Below are 15,656 nucleotides of genomic sequence, written 5' to 3'. Positions count from 1 at the left end.
TCAGACATCGTCTCCACTCGATGCCGGGTTGCGAGTATTGGCTGGTTGCGGCACCGAAGGGCAGGACGGAGTGACCCGAGACGGCGAGCCAGGGGCCGACTTCGCCGAACGCGAGGACAGCAGACGCGTGGCGTACGAGGTGACCGGCGCGCCCGACGGCTTCCCCGTCTTCCTGCTCCACGGCACGCCCGGCAGCCGCCGTGGCCCGAAGCCGCGCGGCATCGTCCTCTACCGCATGGGCGTCCGGCTGATCGCCTACGACCGACCCGGCTACGGCGACTCCGACCGGCGCGAGGACCGCGACGTCGCCGACGCCGCCCGCGACGTGGAGGCGATCGCCGACCACCTGGGCGTGGAGCAGTTCGCCGTCGTCGGCCGCTCCGGCGGCGGCCCGCACGCCCTCGCCTGCGCGGCCGACGCCCGGCTGCGCGGCCGGGTGACCCGGGTGGCCGTGCTGGTCAGCCTCGCCCCGTGGAACGCCATCGAGCTGGACTGGGTCGGCGGCATGAACACCGGCAACGTGCGCGGGTTCGGGGTCGGCAGCCCCGACACCGCCGCGGTGGTGGAGGAGATCCGCCAGCGCGCCGAGCGGGCCGCCGCGGACCCGCGACTGCTCCTGGCGGACCTGCGGACGGAGATGAGCACGGCGGACCGCCGGGCCGTCAACGACCCGGCGCTGCGCCGGCTCATCACCGACACCTACGCGGAGGCGCTCCGCTCCGGGCCGTACGGGTGGATCGACGACGTGCTGGCGTTCCGCCGCCCCTGGGCGTTCGACCTGTCGGCGATCGACACCGCGGCGACGCCGGTGCGGCTGTGGCACGGCGCCGACGACAACTTCGCCCCGGTCAGCCACGGCCGCTGGCTGGCCGCGCAGATACCCGGCGCCGAGATGGAGGTCCGGCCCGGGGCGGCGCACTTCGACGCGGTCGAGGAGTTGCCGCGCATCCTGCGCTGGCTCGTCGACCCCGACGCGGCGCTGGGCGCCGACCTGCTGATCGGCGCCCGGCCCGGTCAGTAGGGGTGCGGGTCGAGCACCCGGCGCACGTACCGCCCGTCGCGTAGCACCACGACGCTGGGGTGGTGCTGCCCGATCCGGTTGGCGAGCCGGTCGGCGATCCGCATCCGGCCGATGCTCACCCGCCCGCCGGACAACGCCTGCTGGGCGGTCTCCAGGTTGCCCCGGCTGCGCAGCGTGTCGGGGTGCTCGGCCCCGAGCACCTCGGTCAACTGCTCCACCACGGCCCGCAGCCGGTCGCGTCCCTTCTCCGTGTCCCCGGCGAGGATGGTGAAGACCGCGACGTTGTTGGCCGCCGCCATGGCGAACGGGTGCCGGTCGCCGAGCGCGGCGAACACCTCCCGCGCCGTGGTCTCGGTGAGCGACCGGCCGGTGCCCGTGTCGCCGGCGTCCCACAGGGCCACGCCCAGGTTGATCCGGCAGACCAGCGAGTACGGGTGATCGGCGCCGAACAGCCGGACGAACATCTGCTCCACCTCGCCCAGCTCCGTCAGCGCCTGCGCGCTCTGCCCCTGCAACATCAGGTTCGCCGTCCGGCTGAGCCAGCTGAACAGGGTGTCCGGGCTGGTCGGCCCCTGGGTGGCCAGGAGCCGCTGGTAGGTCTCGTCGAGCAGTTGGGCCGCCTCGGCGATCTCCCCGGTGCTGCGCAGCGACACGGCCAGGTTGGCCTGCGCGGTGAGCAGGTCCCGGGAGTGCTCGCCGAAGAGGTTCCGGTAACCCGTCACCGTCTCCCGCAGCAGCGCCACGGAACCCTCGTAGTCGCCCGTCTCCCGAAGGTCCCGGGCGAGGTTGTTGGCCGACGCCAACGTGTTCGGGTGATCGTGGCCGAGGACGACCCGCAGCCGACGGTTGGTGGCCTGGTCGCCGTCGAGGGCCTTGTCGAACATGCCCATCAGCCGGTAGGACGCCGCCAGGTTGTTGGCGGCGATGAGGGTTCCCCGGTGGTCCTCGCCGAAGACCTCGACCGACGCGGCGTACGTCCGCAGGTCACGCTCCAGGGCCTCCCGGTAACGGCCCAGGGTACGCAGGTCGGCGCCGTAGCCGCCGGCGGTCATCAGGGTGTGCGGGTGGCTTTCGCCGATCAGCTCCTCCTGCTGGCGCAGCGTGTCCTCGTCCAGCCGGTGGGCCTCCTCGAACCGCCCGAGGCTGCGCAGCAGGTTGGCCCAGTTGAACCGCAGGTGCAGCAGCTGGACGCGCAGCTTGCGGTGCTCCGGCCCGTCCGGCGGGAACTCCGCCAGCAGCGTCGACCAGACAGCCTCGGTCTCCCGCGCGTACCGCTCGCCCTGCTCGTAGCCGCCGTTGACGTAGATGTAGCGGATCCGGTCGATGACGAGCTGCCGGACGTCGTCGTCGCGGCAGGAGATCGCGTCGGACCCGTCGAGGTGGGGCCAGAGCATCCGCAGGCGCTGCCGGTTGGCCGGGTCCGACACCTCGCCGGGCGGTCGCGACCCGGCGAGGATCTGGTGCACCTCGTGCTTGGCCGTGATGAGCTCGGCGTCGGACATGCGGGCGCGCAGGGCATTCTGCAACAGCCGGTGCACCTGGACCCGGTGGGCGTGCGGGTCGAGCTTGATCAGCGCGAGCTTGTTCATCCGCTGCACCAGCGCCGCCGCGATGTCGCGTTCGGAGACCCGGTCGGCGACGCGGGCCGCCACCACCTTGTCGTACGGGGCGATGACCTGGGCCACCTGGTCGCCGTAGAGCAGTTCCAGGGAGATCTCCGGGGCGAGCACCGACGCGAGTTGGAGCAGCCGGTAGGCCCCCGGGGAGCCCTGCCTCAGCCGTTGCAGCGGGAGGTCCCAGACCTCCGTCTCCAGGCCGGTGCGGCGCAGCCCGGCGAGGTATTCGTCGACCGGCGTCCGGGTGTCGGCCAGCCACGCCCCGACCGTCGCGACGAAGATCGGCACGTTCTCCACGGCGTCGGCGACCCGCTCGGCCTCGGCGACGCTCATCAGGTGCTCGCCCAGCCGGGCGCGCAGGTGCGCGACGCTCTCCGCCCGCTCGAACGCCTCCACGTCCACCGCCCGCGCCAGGTCGCCCCAGTCCGGGTTGCGGGTGGTGACCAGTACGTGGCCGTTGCCCTGCGGCAGGTAGGGCCGGACGTGTTCGTACTGGTCGGCGTTGTCGAAGATGAGCAGCCAGTGCGGCGGAGGGCTGCCGTCGGGGCGGCGCTCGGTCTGGCCCAGCCGCTGCCGAAGGGCGCGGTTGGTCTCCGGGATGGTCGTCTGGGCCGGCAGGCCCAGCTCGTCGCTGAGCTCCGTCATGAGCACGTCGACGAACTGCGGCGGGTCGGCGGCCACCCACCAGATGATGTCGTACGCGCCCCGGAACCGGTGCGCGTACTCGATGGCGAGCTGCGTCTTGCCGAGACCGGGGCCGCCCCGCAGCGCGACCGGGGTGCCGCCCCCGCCCGACGCCTTCAGCTCCTCGCGGAGCCTGCGCAGCAGGTCCTCGCGCCCGGTGAAGCGGGCGTTGCGGGCCGGCGCGTTGAACACCGTGGCGCGCACCCCCGGGAAGCGGGCGGGGCGCAGGCCGGTCGCGCCCACCGTGCGTCCCACCAGCTTCAGCAGGTGGGTCGCCGCGTCCTCGGCGGTGAGGTCGTGCACGGCCGTCCAGCTGCCGACCGGGACGTCCGGCACCGGCGGGGTGTCGTCGACGTGCACGGCCAGCCAGCTCGGCGCGCCCTGGTCGCCGTCGGTGTCGGGGCGGGCGCGCCGGGCCGCCAGGTAGGCCCGGGAGACCAGCCGGACCTCCCGGAAGGCCGGGCCCGTCGGCTCGGGCGCCGGCCCGTCCAGGGGTGCGGTGACGACCCGCAGGTCGGCCGAGTTCAGCACGGCCTGCGCCCACTCCGCCCAGACCTGGTCCTCGGGCACGTGGCGCAGCACGATCAGCTCGTCCACGACCGTCGGCTTGCGCTCGAAGCGCTGCACCGTCCGGCGGCGCAGTTGGTCGTCCATCCGGGGCAGACCGGTGATCCTGCCGTTGGTGATGTGGCTGGTCAGCGTCTCGTACGCGGACAGCAGCGTGGTCCGGCCACCCGGCTCGTCGCCGAACGTCGCAAGCGTCTCCTCGTAGGCGTAGTACGCGCGGTAGGGCACCTCGACGGTCAGCCAGTACGCCTGCCGCTCGCTGTCGGTCATGCCGCCCGGCAGGCCGGTGAACTTCTGCATGGCCAGCGACCGGCCGGCGTCCCGCTTGCTCTTCTCCCCGTCGTCGACGCGCATCGGCACGGGCAGCACCCGCCGCGCCCGGCGCCCCTCGTAGTCGCGGACCCGGGCGGCCACCGCCGCGGCGCCGTCGATGCCCTGGTCGCTGAGGGTGAAGCAGTCGACCAGGACGTCGGGCAGGTGGATGGTGCAGATCTCGGCGACGTCGCTGATCCCGGTGCGGCTGTCGATGAGGGCGTAGTCGTAGTGCCGCTTCATGTCCTCGCGCAGCGCGTCGAAGAACTGCGCGCCGCCGAGCCGGTTGTAGAAGTTGTCCCAGTTGAGGCCGGTCACGCTGGTCGCGTAGTCGGGGTTGTGCCGGCCGGCCAGCAGCAGGTCGAGGCTGCCGCCGCCGGGAAATTCCCAACCCACCGAGAACGCGTAGCGGTGGACCCGGGCGTACTCCCGGTGCCAGTCGCCCGGCCGGGGGTCGGCGCCGGTCTCCTCGCGCCGGCGCGCGTTCTCCCACTCGTAGTCCAGGATCAGGTCCATCACGCCCCCGGTCGTGGCGACCTGCTCCGGGTCGAGGAACGGGGCGTAGAACCGGTGCAGGCCGGGAGATTCCAGGTCCCAGTCGGCGACGAGCACCCGCTGGCCGTTCGCGGCGAGGATCCACGCGGTGTTGGCAAGCGCCATGGTGCGGCCCGTACCGCCCTTGTAGGAGTAGAAGGTGACGACCTGCCCTTCGCGCGATGGCGTCATCGCTCGTCCTTCCCTCGCGTCGTGTCGAACGGCCGCGTCGGCGGCAGGCCCGGACCGGTGACCGGCGGGCCGTCGGACGGCCGGGACGGCCGCAGCGTCGGCTTCGGCGCGGCCGGGCCGTCGGGCGGGTACACCGGACCGTGCCGGAGGAACTGCTTGCGGGCCTCGGTCACCAGCAGCGGCGCGCAGCGCTCGAACTCGTCGATCGCGCGCGCCGGCAGCACCCGGGGGAATCCGGCGTCCTGCAACGTACCGGCGATCGACTCGGGCGCCGACTCGCCACGCTCGTGCTCGGCGGCGATGACCAACGGGACGACCCAGCGGGGCAGGCCGTCCAGCGCGGCCCGGGCGGCGGCGGCGCCGGTCGCGGCGTCCACCAGCACGACGGTGGGGCTCGCCGGCGCCAGGGCGCGGGCGGTCGCCAGGTCGACGACCCGGGTGGGCAGGCCCAGCCGCTCGCCGGTCGCGGCGACGTAGTCGGCCACCGCCAGCTCGTGCTGCCCGGCGTACGGCCGCCACCGCGCGTGGTCGGTGAGGGTGGTGACCACCAGCGCCGGGCCCCCGCCGTCGGTGACCGGGTGGCTGGACAACGTCGCCGCCCGGGAACGGGCCAGCGGCTGCGTCTCGGCCACCAGGACGATGCGCGCCGCCAGCGCCGCGAGGACGCTCTCGTACTGGCGGCGGTAGGCGCTGAGCTTGCAGAGGGCGCGCAGCCCGTTCTCGGCGTAGTCGGCCCGGTCGTCGGCGTCGTGGACCAGGTCGAGGGCCTGGGTCGTCTCGGGCCGGTCGCCCCAGGACGGCAGGGGCAGCCACAGCACCGGCAGCAGGTGCCGCTCGGCCCGCGCCGGGGCGAGCCGGGTGAGCCGGCTGCGGAACGACTCGCGCTCGCCCAGCGCCCACGCGTTGCGGAAGTAGTTCGGCGAGTGCAGCGGCACGAAGACGTGCGTGAGGCTCAGCGCCTCGGTGAGGGTCTGCCTGAGGTCGGCCCCGGGGCTGACCTGACCGTCGAAGAAGCCGGCGTCGAGGTCGCCGCTCCTCGTGGCGCCGCGCCGCACGGCGGCGGCCAGGTCGTGGAAGAACCGGCTGACCCAGTAGTCGGTGTCCGGCCGGGACGCGGCCGACAGCGGCACCGAGTGGGCGTAGCTGAGGAAGAAGTACGTCTCCCGGCGCGCGACGGCACGGGCCCCCGTGAGGTCAGACCACGTCATGTCCGACCTCCTCGAACGTCTCGCGCAACAGCCGTACGTCCGTCGGGACCTCCGCCCGCACCCAGTGCGTCTGGTAGGCCCGGGCGATCCGCTGCGCGAGCCGCCAGACCACCGCGTCGTAGGCGTCCTTGCCGTTCTTGCCGAGGCTCAACAGGCCGTAGATGCCCTCGTCGTGGTATTGCGGGGCGATGTCCGGGGGCAACCGGGTCGGGGTGAACATCTGCCGCCGCGACACGACCTCCGGCAGCCGCCGACGGTCCACCACCGACCAGTTGACCGGGACGACAGGTGTCTCCCCGGCGGACGGCTCGGCGCCCGGCCGGTGCAGGACCTGCCGCCGGGTGAACGCGTCCCACTCCTTGGCGCACCAGGCGCTGTTCAGGTACTGCGGCGAGATCAACGGGATGAAGACCTGGCACTGGCCGGCGGCGAAGGCCAGGTCCTCGGTCCACACCTGCCCGCCGTCGAGCATCCGGTCCATGAATCCGGCCGTCCGTCCCGGGCCGAGGCCGAGCAGCTCGACGACGTGGTCGGACAGGTCGACGAAGAGCTGGAAGACCTTCTGGTTGGTGTCGCGCGGGGGCGCGGCCACCCGGTTCTTCGTGCGGGCGTAGCTGAGGAAGAACACGGGGGCGCTCTCGTCCTCCCCGTACGTTTCCTCTGCCACCTACCGCTCCCGACCGGTGCAGCGACTCCCAGCCGTCCACAGTATCGACAGCCGCCAACCCGTCGCTGCCCCGTTCGTCACCGGCGGTGCTCATCCATCCACCCTCGGGCGAAGTCGACGGCCACCCGGAGATCCACGAGCCGGGCGTCGGCGCCGCCGACCCGCCCGGTGCGCACCGGCCCGGCGTCCGTCAGGGCCCGGCCGATCAGCGGGAAGTCGGAGTCGTGCAGGTCCGGGGCCCGGAAGTCGCGCCGGACCCGCCGCCCGGCGGCGTCGCGCAGGTAGCACCGGTACGCCCGGTCGGCCGGCGGGCGGCGCAACCGGTACTCGGCCAGGTGGAACGCCGTGCAGACCGACCAGTCGACGCCGAGCAGCAGCACCACGGCGTCGGCGGCGTGCAGCGCGCCGAGGGGCGAGCGTTCGCCAAGATGGCAGCCGAGGTCGTGGACGGCGGTCAGCCGGGCCGCGTCGGGGCCGAGGGCGGCGAAGGAGGTCTGCGGGTGGCGGCTCCGGTACGCCCCCGGCTGCCGGCGTACGTGCTCGGCGAAGACCCCCATGCCCTCGGCGGGGCTGCGCGCCGGGTCGAACGGCACGATGGCCGCCTCCGCCGCCGCGATCCCCGTGGCGTCCATGCCGGCGGTCGCCGCCCGGAACGCCCGCGAGGTGGTGGAGTTGCCGGCTGTCTGCGCCGGTACGACCACCGTGCCCGCTCCGCCCAGCACGTCCCGCAGGGCGGCCAGCAGCGTGGCGGGGCCGCCCGCCACCCGGCCGACGCGGGACAGGGCGCAGTGCACCAGCACGGTGGACCCCGGCCGCAGTCCCAGCGCGCGCAGGTCCGCCGTCAGCGTGGCCCGCCGGAGCGGGCCGGCGGTCACGGCCATCTGTCCACCGTGGCGCGCATTCCGCCGACGAACCGCTCGCCGGCGGCGGTCAGGACGCCGAGGTCGAGCAGGGCGTCGAGGGCCCCGTCGGTCCAGTCCCGGTAGCGGCGGAAGTGCCCCCCGGCGGCCGGCCCGGGGCGGTGGCGCCACACGTCGGCGACCGCCAGATGGGCGTAGACGCCGTGCAGCACGCCCTCCACCGGCCGCGGGTCGTCCCGCCACGGCACGCGCAGCGTCCGGGTGTCGTCGCGGTCGAACAGGTCGCAGACGTCCAGCACCGCGCTGAGCTTGAGGTGCTGCACCTCGTGCACCAGCAGCACGGCGAGGGTGGCGTCGTCGGGTACGGCCGTGACGGCCACCGCGCCGAAGGCGGCGCCGGCGGCGGCGCTGCGGAACCGGCCGGTCGGCTCCGCGCGCAGCGGCACGACGGCCCGCAGCAGGGTGCGTACGCCCGCCGTGTAGCTGGTGGCCTCGGCGTCGATCCGCCGCACCGCCCCCTCCAGCCGCCGCGTCCACCCCAGCGCGGCGGCGCCGGAGAGCCGCGGCTCGACCGGCAGGTCGTAGCCGTCCCGGTGCGGATCGGTGTCCTCCAACAGCAGCCGGTCACCGCCGAGAGGGACGGCACGCACCGGCAGCCAGCCGTCCGGCCCGTCCTCCCGGGCCGGGTCGCCGTCGTGGCCCGGGTGGACCGCGATCCGCCGCCCGGCGAGCCGGACGCCGCCGCCGTCGACGACGAGCCTGACGACGCCCCGCTCGGCACCGACCGCGAGCGCGCCGAGCGTCGGCAGGCTGACCACCCCGTCGCGCACCGGGACGGGCAGGTCGGCCCGGACCCCGGCGCGGACGGCGGCGGCCGCCGCCACGCACGCCAGGTAGGACAGCTCGGCCGTCCCGTCCCGGCAGCGCCGCGCCCAGCGGCGCACGAAGGGGTGGGCCAGCACGGCGCGGACGGCGTCGGGGTGCGCGTCGTCCAGGTGGACCAGCAGCCGCCACCCGTCGGCCGCCACCGGGTCGCCCGCGGCCCGCTCGCTGAGCGCGACCAGCAGGGCGCGCACCAGCGCCAGGTGGACGGCGGCCAGCTGCGCGGCCGAGCCCGCCGTGCCCGCGCCGGTGGCCAGGTCGTCGAGGACGCGCGGGTGGAGCGAGTCGGTGGGCCGGGCGGGTTCGTCGGCGACCGGCGCCGCCGTCACCGCCCGGACGAGTTCCAGCAGGTCCGGGCAGTAGACAGACGGGTTGTCGAAGCCGTTCCCGGCGCGGTACCGGTGGGCGTACAGTCCGCCGCCGCAGTGCCCGACCACGGGGCACGCGCGGCAGGTCGCGCAGAGACCGTCGAGACCGGTCTGCCGTACGGCGATCGCCGGGTGGGCCGCGGCGTCGTCCACCCGGTGGCGGAAGACGTCCAGGCCGGTGGCCGCGGCGCCGTCGAAGGCGGACTTGAGCGAGTCGACCTGCTCGAAGGTGCCGTCGGTCTCGACGACGACCAGGTCGGCCGGGCCGAGCCCGACCGCCTCGCTGTGGCTGCCGTGCCCGGACGCGGTGGAGAGGAGGGACTCCAGCAGGCGGATCGGCACCGGACGCCCGTCGGCCGTCCAGCGCCGGTGGACGGCCAGCAGCCAGTCGGCGTACGGGGTGGCGAGGCCGTCGGGCCGGGCGGGTGGGTTGTCCCAGTTGGCGTGCGGCAGCAGGAAGTCGACGTGCGGCGGCTCCTCGGCCAGCAGCGCCTCGTACACCCGGATCGGGTCGTTGGCGAGGTCGACGGTGCAGAGGATGCCCGCGTAGCTGCTGCGGTACGCGGGGCTGCGCAGCAGCGACAGCGCCCGCAGCACCTGGGGGTGGCTGCTCGACCCGTTGGCGTGGCGGCGGTGCCGGTCGTTGGCGGCCCGGTCGCCGTCGAGCGATATCCCCACCTTGACGTCGTGGGCGACCAGCACGTCGCAGGTCGCCGGGGTGAGCAGCACCCCGTTGGTCTGCATCCGCAGGTCGAGCCGGGCCACCGGGCCGATGACGCGCCGCAGGGTGGCGGCGGTGGCGTCGAGCCGGGCGGCGCCGGCGAGCAGGGGCTCACCGCCGTGCAGGACCACCCGTACGACGCCGAGCCGATGCGTCGCCGCGTGCTCCGCGATCCGCTGGGCGACTGCCGTCACCGTGTCGGGGGCCATCACCCGGGGCTGGCGCCGCCAGGACTGGTCGGGGTGTTCGTAGACGTAGCAGTGGTCGCAGGCGAGGTCGCAGCGGCTGACCAGCTTCAGCACGTACTGCGTCAGCGGGGCGACCTGCCCGGTCGGCCGACCGCCCGGCCCGGCTGGCTCAGATCGCAGAGATGAAGGCCGCGACATCGACACGGGCCGGGCGATCCTCCCTGCGGCTGGTCACGCGGGCGACGGAGCGGGCCCGGTCGAGCGGGATCCGGCCGAGCGGGGTGCGCCGGAGGTCGTCCAGTGGCGGCGGGGTCGGATCGGGCTGGCGTGCGGTGCGATCCACGTCGGTTCCCCCATTTGGAGTCGGGAGTGGACGGACGACCGCCCACGGCGACGGTCAACGACGACTATCGACGATGCTATATGGCACAACCTGTGATGTCACGGCTGCGCAGCGCCATCCTGCTCGATCATCTTCGCCATCCAGCCCTCGTTCGACAGCGAGATGATGCGCTCCGCCTCGGCGACGAACGCGTCGTCGTCGGCCCAGCCCAGCCCGGTCTCGCGGACCGTGCGCAGCCGGGTCAGCTGGTCGGCGGTGCGGGCGTACTCGATCTGGTGGTGCTCGTACTGCTGGGCTGAGCCGTAGCCGACCAGGGCCGTGGTCACGGCCGCCGCGACACCGATCCAGGCGGTGAGGCCGAGGTTGTCGCCGAGCACCCCGACCGTCGCGGAGAGCAGGGCGGCGGCGATCGTGAGCCCCGTCGCCGCGTACCGGACCCGCCGCGCGGCGCGGGCCATCCGGCGGGCGGCCGGCAGGTAGTAGCCGTCGACCTGCCGCTGCAACCGTTCCGTCACGTACGTGGTCACGTCCGAGACGGCCGGCAGCGGACGGTCGGCCGGCGGCGCGTCCAGGGTGCGGCCGACCAGGTCGCCGGCGTCGTCCATGAGCGCGTCGAACCGACCGAGCAGGACGGCGTCCCGGTCCGCCCCGCCGAACGGGGCGACCCCGGCGAGGTAGCGGTAGGTGTCCGCCTTCAGCGCCTCGGAGACCGAGCGGAGGCGGGTCCACGCGTGCACCGCCTCCCGGGAGGACCACCGTGCCGCCAGCGGCACCACGAGCAGCGCCGCCGCCGCGACGATCGCGAGCGCCCGTCCCACACCGGGGTGGGCGTGCCCGAGCTGGTTGGCGAGGGTGCCGCACACGGCGGCCCCCACGGTGAGCGCGGCGATGGTCGACCGCGCACGGGTGATCGCACGCTTGGCCTCGCCGGACGCCCGTGACCAGGCAGCCTGCCGCTGCCAGATCGTCGCGACCGCTACCGGGACATCGAAGTTCGCCACGATCCGATGGTAGGGCGGCCGCGCCCGTGCCAGGGGGACCCGAAACGGCCGTGCGATCCGCGGGTCAGCCGGGCAGGAAGCTGTCGTACGCCTCGTCGTACCAGTCGGCCTCGTTGTGCCGGCGGAGCACGCCGTTCACCCGGGTCAGCATCAGCCAGTTGTCGTTGAGCACCAACGCCGCGTCCTCGGGCCGGCTGGCCAGCACCCGGCCCACGGTACGCAGCATGTGCGGCCTGCCCTTGTCGGTCAGCGTGTCCTTGCGCATGTGGAAGCCGATGTCGACGTAGGTCTCCGGCTCCCACTCCCACTGGACGCCACCGTCATCTTCCGCGCCGTAGTACCCGTGGCTGCCCGACGTGATGCTGACGACGTACCCGCACTCCTCGTTCAGGTTGGCGCTGAGCAGGCGGTTCCCGGCCGGCGTGGGTGTCTCGGCGGCACCCGGAGCGGCGAGTTCGGCCACGAGCTCCAACGGGATGTCACCGGCCAGCGTCAGTCGGTAGGTGATGGACATGTGGCGCCTTCCCTCAGTTTCGCCGGACGATTTCGACGATCGTGCCGTTCCGTGTGACTGCCACCAGTTCTTCCAACGCTGGTACCGGCCAGTCGTCGAACTGCTTCTGCAGGGCGCCGACGTCCCCCCGCCAATCCTGGAGGTTCAGCACCACGCGCTGCGTCTGGGCGTCCGTGATCTTCCTCGTGACCGCGCTTCCAATGGCTCGGACTGAGGTGGTGGGACCGGGAGAGTAGCAATCGAAGATGAGCCCTTCGATCAGGTAATCCGGCGACCGTTCCGGATCGACGACGTCGCCGGTGTTCCGCCGGGCTGTTGCGATCTCTTGTTTCGTCGGGTTCTGGTGCACGCGGTAGCCCTGGTGGGCGATCTTGTCGGCGGTCTCGTTCTCCAGTTCCAGGCTGCGGCGTTCCGTTGGTCTCTCCTTCGCCGGGATTCGGGTCCGTGGTCCGGTTGGTGCGCCGCTGAGGGAGCCGGTGGCGGGCCTGGTCCAGAACGCAAGACCGGGTGTGGGACCCTCGTGCCCGGCGTCGTGGTCGGCGGTGTCGGTGTCGTCTGCCGGGGAGGCGTCGGGGGCGGGTGCTGTGACGGTGGGGCTGGACGGTGTGCTGCCGCCAGCCCCGGTCAGTTTCCCGCCGACCCCAGCTGGCGGGCCTCGGCGATCGCCGTCTCGACCGCCTGCCGGGCGCTGGCGGTGCGTTGGGCGACCAGGCTCAGGACCTGCGTGATGCTCTCCAGGGACTGCACGAGGGGGCCGGGTTGGCCGCCGTGCAGGACGGTGGTGACGAGTTGTCGCGTCTCGCGGACCTGTGCGGCGGTGGTGGCGGCGGCGTCGCGGATGCCGTCGCACGCGTTGTGCACCGGTGCCAGGCCGGCGATCGTCTCGTGCGGGCTGGCCTCCTGCGGGACGGCCGCGGTGGCCTTCGTGGCCTCGCCGATGGTGGTCGCGAGGCTGCCCAGGCTGCCCCGGACGGCCGAGATGCCGTCGCGTACCCGGATCACGCCCGCCGCCACGGCGGCGAAGCCGGCGCCGGCGGCGCGCAGGGCAACCTCCTGCGCCTGGTTGTCGGCGGCGGCCGCCAGCGCCTGCGCCCTGTCGACGCCGGTGGTCAAGGCGCGCAGCTCCCCGGTGATCTTCTCGATGTGCGACACGCGGCCGACTTCCCCCGATCGACGACAGTGGAATACCCGAAGCTGAAACCTAGCGACCCGCGCCCCCGGGCCGCCAGACCTCGGAGGCGGTGCACGGGGCCGCGCCGAGCCGCCGGTGCCCCACTCGGCCGGGGCGGATCAGTCGGCCCGGTGCAGTGGTCCCCATTCCGTCGACGCCTGCGCCTCGACACCCGGTCCGCCTCCCGCAGCGCCCGCTCCGACACCCACGCGACCGGTCGGCGGCACCGCACCAGCGGCTCGTTGTCCGGGCCCGGCCGCGCTGCTCGCCGGCCAGCACCCAGGGGCGTACGCCGGGCCGCGTAGCCGACGCAGGTGGCAGTAGTCGTAGAGCCGGCGGGCCACCCACAGCCGCAGCGGCCGATCGCCCCACCACGACTCGACGGCGAGCGGATTGGCGGAGAGGCCGGGCAGGTCGATGCCGGTCAGCGCGTCCTTGCTGGACTGCCCCGACCCGTGCTCGCCGGACAGGTCGAGGCCCGGCCCGCGGGACCACCGGACGTACAACTGCTCACCCGAGGTCGCCTTGCGCAGCAGGTCGACGAGCTGGTCCAGCTCGTCGACGACCGGCAGCACCGCCTCGTACCGGACCACGCCCATGGTGTTCCAGTTGCCCCGCCCGGAGCCACTCATTCGTCCCACCGCGACCGCTCCGCACGAACCGGCCCGGTGCTGGAGCCCATTCCCTGTCCCGGGCCGGTCGTACGACCGCTCAGGCCGGCGTGGCCGTGGCCTTGCGGTGCCGCTCGGCCCTACGGCGCACCTGCGTGTACGCGCTGGTCAGCCCCATCGTCCGGCGGACCTCGACGAGCGTCTGCCGCACCTCGTGGCGGGTCCGTTCCGTGCCCTCGAAGATCAACTGGTCGACCAGCCCGGGCTCGGCCTCGAGCCGGGCCCGACGCTCCCGGATCGGGTCCAGGAACCGGTCGAGCGCGACCGCCAGCTTCTCCTTCACCTCCACGTCGCCGACCCGCCCGGCCCGGTAGCGCTCCTTGAGGTCGTCGACCTGAGCCCGATCGGGGTTGAAGATGTCGTGGTACGCGAAGACCGGGTTCCCCTCGACGGTGCCGGGCACGTCGGCCCGGACCCGGTTCGGGTCGGTGTACATGCCCATCACCGCCCGGCGCACCGTCGCCGGATCGGCGGAGAGCGCGATCGCGTTGCCCAGGCTCTTGCTCATCTTCGCCCGGCCGTCCGTGCCGACCAGGGTGGGCGTCTCCGACGCGATCGTCTCCGGCACGGGGAACACCTCCCCGTAGAGGTGGTTGAAGCGCCGGGCGATCTCCCGCGTCACCTCCACGTGCGCCGCGTTGTCCTTGCCGACCGGGACGACCTGCCCCTTCACGCAGAGGATGTCGGCGGCCTGGAGCACCGGGTACCCGAGCAGGCCGTAGGGCATCTCCTCCTTGCCGGCGGCGCGGGCCATGTCCTTGAGCGAAGGCACGCGTTCCAGCCGGGGCACCGTGACCAGGTTCTGGAAGAGGGTGTTCAGGTCGCCGACCTCCGGGATGGCCGACTGGAGGTAGAAGGTGGCGCGCCGCGGGTCGACGCCGGCAGCCAGGATGTCGGTGACCATCTCCCGGGCGTTGCCCGCGACCCGCTCGATGTCCTCGCGGGTGTTCCGCGTGGTGAGCATGTGCAGGTCGGCGATGATGAAGAAGCTCTCGTAGCGCTGGTGCAGCCGCACCCGGTTGGCGATGCTGCCGACGTAGTGGCCGAGGTGCAGCCGCCCGGTGGGGCGGTCCCCGGTGAGCATCCGTGCAACGGACATGGTGGTACGCCTTTCGTGCCTGGTGGACGAGTGTGTGCGCGGGCGCGCGTCGACCGGGGATGTCATCCCGGGTCGGTCAGGGTCGGCTCAGTGAGCCGTACGCCATCGCGCGCCGTCGCGGAACCGCAGTCCACCGGCACGAAGTACGTCGATCATCCGCTCGCGGCCGTCGTCGGAGCGGGTCGGAGAGGTGGTCACGACACCGAGCGGGAGGCCGTCGACCAGGTCGACGACCTCCGGCGCGTAGCTGATCGGCCGGACCATGCCCTCACGGTAGCGGCTCCGGCCTGCCCGCTCAGCCCTGCCGGTAGCTGTCCCGGTAGTAGTCGCCGATCCGGTCCCGGTAGCCGGGCTCGCCGTAGGCGTCCGGGTCGAAGGCCGGTGACTCCTTGACCTGCTCGCGGGTGCGGTCCACGTGCACCGTGCGGTCCAGGTGGTCCACCCGCGTCACGGTGCCGGCCGGCAGCAGGACCTTACGGCCGAAGATCCAGGGTCCGGTGTCCACCACCAGCCAGCGGGCGTCGGTGTCGTCACTCGCCTCGTCGACGGAGCCGATCCGCCCGTCGGTGGCCTCCACCCGGTAGCCGACCAGGTCGAGCGGGGTGCCGGGGCCGGGGGCGTCGGGTCCGTCGCCGCCGGGCTCCGGCCCGTCCGGCGGGGCGGAGTCGGGGTTGGCTCCGGAGTACCCGCCGGCGAGGGCGGACGGGTCGCGCCAGGTCCAGGGATTGAACGTCGACGGCTGCACGGGTCACCTCCGATGACGGTCTGCGCCGGTCCCGGAAGTCAGTGCCCCGCCCGAGCCTCCGGGAAACAACACGGCAATTTCCGGTTCACTGAAATTTCTCGGTGCGAAGTACGTCATATTCGCCGACCGTCGATGAATGGCACGGCTGTGCCGCAGGTGGCGGCGACGGGAAATGGGCCGCGCACATTGGCCGGGGATGCGGAGTGTCCAGTCGGCACATTCGTTCGGCCAACCGGGCCGACCATTCTGGTGACGCATCTGTCGCAGAGGAAAAGGGGGACACGGATGTACC

Annotated in this window: 17 protein-coding genes (1 of these 17 running past the window's edge); 2 read left to right on the top strand and 15 right to left on the bottom strand. The window is 73.5% G+C overall.

All coding sequences use genetic code 11. The features are described 5' to 3' along the window. The first annotated feature begins 70 nt into the window (after positions 1–70). Complete coding sequence (locus ACN27A_RS20440; RefSeq protein WP_421455836.1) at positions 71–1,021, top strand: alpha/beta fold hydrolase; 951 nt, start codon at positions 71–73, stop codon at positions 1,019–1,021. Here ACN27A_RS20440 and fxsT read toward each other — a convergent pair. From fxsT to ACN27A_RS20365, 15 genes are all read right to left on the bottom strand, one after another. Next, a complete protein-coding gene (gene fxsT / locus ACN27A_RS20435) occupies positions 1,015–4,926 on the bottom strand; it encodes an FxSxx-COOH system tetratricopeptide repeat protein (RefSeq protein WP_421455833.1) in 3,912 nt (1,303 codons plus the stop codon). The genes ACN27A_RS20440 and fxsT overlap by 7 nt on opposite strands. Continuing rightward, on the bottom strand, positions 4,923–6,134 hold the full coding sequence (locus ACN27A_RS20430; protein WP_421455831.1) for a TIR-like protein FxsC: 1,212 nt from the start codon (positions 6,132–6,134) through the stop codon (positions 4,923–4,925). The genes fxsT and ACN27A_RS20430 overlap by 4 nt, the downstream gene beginning before the upstream one ends. Then, positions 6,121–6,801 carry a TIR-like protein FxsC gene (locus tag ACN27A_RS20425; RefSeq protein WP_421455828.1) on the bottom strand — a complete coding sequence of 227 codons (681 nt, stop codon included), beginning with the start codon at positions 6,799–6,801 and terminating at the stop codon, positions 6,121–6,123. The genes ACN27A_RS20430 and ACN27A_RS20425 overlap by 14 nt, the downstream gene beginning before the upstream one ends. Positions 6,802–6,878: 77 nt before the next feature. Next, complete coding sequence (locus tag ACN27A_RS20420) at positions 6,879–7,682, bottom strand: aminoglycoside N(3)-acetyltransferase (protein WP_421455825.1); 804 nt, start codon at positions 7,680–7,682, stop codon at positions 6,879–6,881. After that, positions 7,673–10,018: an FxsB family cyclophane-forming radical SAM/SPASM peptide maturase gene (locus ACN27A_RS20415; protein ID WP_421458537.1), complete on the bottom strand. Its 2,346-nt coding sequence runs from the start codon at positions 10,016–10,018 to the stop codon at positions 7,673–7,675. The genes ACN27A_RS20420 and ACN27A_RS20415 overlap by 10 nt, the downstream gene beginning before the upstream one ends. Further along, the gene (locus ACN27A_RS20410) at positions 9,990–10,163 is read right to left on the bottom strand and encodes a hypothetical protein (RefSeq protein WP_421458747.1); all 174 of its coding nucleotides are present in this window, start codon (positions 10,161–10,163) and stop codon (positions 9,990–9,992) included. Before ACN27A_RS20410 ends, ACN27A_RS20415 begins: the two co-directional genes overlap by 29 nt. A gap of 98 nt (positions 10,164–10,261) precedes the next feature. Beyond that, the gene (locus ACN27A_RS20405) at positions 10,262–11,164 is read right to left on the bottom strand and encodes a DUF4231 domain-containing protein (RefSeq protein ID WP_421455822.1); all 903 of its coding nucleotides are present in this window, start codon (positions 11,162–11,164) and stop codon (positions 10,262–10,264) included. A gap of 64 nt (positions 11,165–11,228) precedes the next feature. Continuing rightward, positions 11,229–11,678 carry a SitI3 family protein gene (locus ACN27A_RS20400; protein WP_421455819.1) on the bottom strand — a complete coding sequence of 150 codons (450 nt, stop codon included), beginning with the start codon at positions 11,676–11,678 and terminating at the stop codon, positions 11,229–11,231. Positions 11,679–11,691: 13 nt separating this feature from the next. Beyond that, positions 11,692–12,114 (bottom strand): hypothetical protein, encoded by a 423-nt coding sequence (locus ACN27A_RS20395; RefSeq protein WP_421458536.1) that lies wholly within the window; start codon positions 12,112–12,114, stop codon positions 11,692–11,694. A gap of 188 nt (positions 12,115–12,302) precedes the next feature. Then, positions 12,303–12,830, bottom strand: coding sequence for a DUF6244 family protein (locus tag ACN27A_RS20390; protein WP_421455816.1), 528 nt, complete (start codon positions 12,828–12,830; stop codon positions 12,303–12,305). Further along, complete coding sequence (locus ACN27A_RS20385; protein ID WP_421455813.1) at positions 12,788–13,081, bottom strand: hypothetical protein; 294 nt, start codon at positions 13,079–13,081, stop codon at positions 12,788–12,790. Before ACN27A_RS20385 ends, ACN27A_RS20390 begins: the two co-directional genes overlap by 43 nt. Further along, complete coding sequence (locus ACN27A_RS20380) at positions 12,969–13,481, bottom strand: DUF6098 family protein (protein WP_421455810.1); 513 nt, start codon at positions 13,479–13,481, stop codon at positions 12,969–12,971. The genes ACN27A_RS20385 and ACN27A_RS20380 overlap by 113 nt, the downstream gene beginning before the upstream one ends. 79 nt (positions 13,482–13,560) lie before the next feature. After that, positions 13,561–14,619 carry a tryptophan--tRNA ligase gene (gene trpS / locus ACN27A_RS20375; protein WP_421455807.1) on the bottom strand — a complete coding sequence of 353 codons (1,059 nt, stop codon included), beginning with the start codon at positions 14,617–14,619 and terminating at the stop codon, positions 13,561–13,563. A gap of 87 nt (positions 14,620–14,706) precedes the next feature. Then, the gene (locus ACN27A_RS20370) at positions 14,707–14,883 is read right to left on the bottom strand and encodes a hypothetical protein (protein ID WP_421455805.1); all 177 of its coding nucleotides are present in this window, start codon (positions 14,881–14,883) and stop codon (positions 14,707–14,709) included. A gap of 31 nt (positions 14,884–14,914) precedes the next feature. Further along, complete coding sequence (locus ACN27A_RS20365; RefSeq protein ID WP_357578463.1) at positions 14,915–15,364, bottom strand: PRC-barrel domain-containing protein; 450 nt, start codon at positions 15,362–15,364, stop codon at positions 14,915–14,917. 285 nt (positions 15,365–15,649) lie between these two features. On the opposite strand from ACN27A_RS20365, the gene ACN27A_RS20360 reads away from it, so the two are divergent. Then, a protein-coding gene (locus ACN27A_RS20360) for a hypothetical protein (protein WP_421455802.1) crosses the window boundary here: on the top strand, positions 15,650–15,656 show its 5' end (the start). The gene runs 461 nt beyond the window's last position; the window shows 7 of its 468 coding nt (coding positions 1–7); it begins with the start codon at positions 15,650–15,652; its stop codon lies off the right edge, out of view.

Origin of the sequence: Micromonospora sp. WMMD737 (assembly GCF_049179055.1) — a bacterium.
Taxonomy (GTDB): Bacteria; Actinomycetota; Actinomycetes; order Mycobacteriales; family Micromonosporaceae; genus Micromonospora; species Micromonospora reichwaldensis.
The sequence above is the reverse complement of the archived record's forward strand: the minus strand, read 5'-3'. Positions and strand labels throughout refer to the sequence as shown.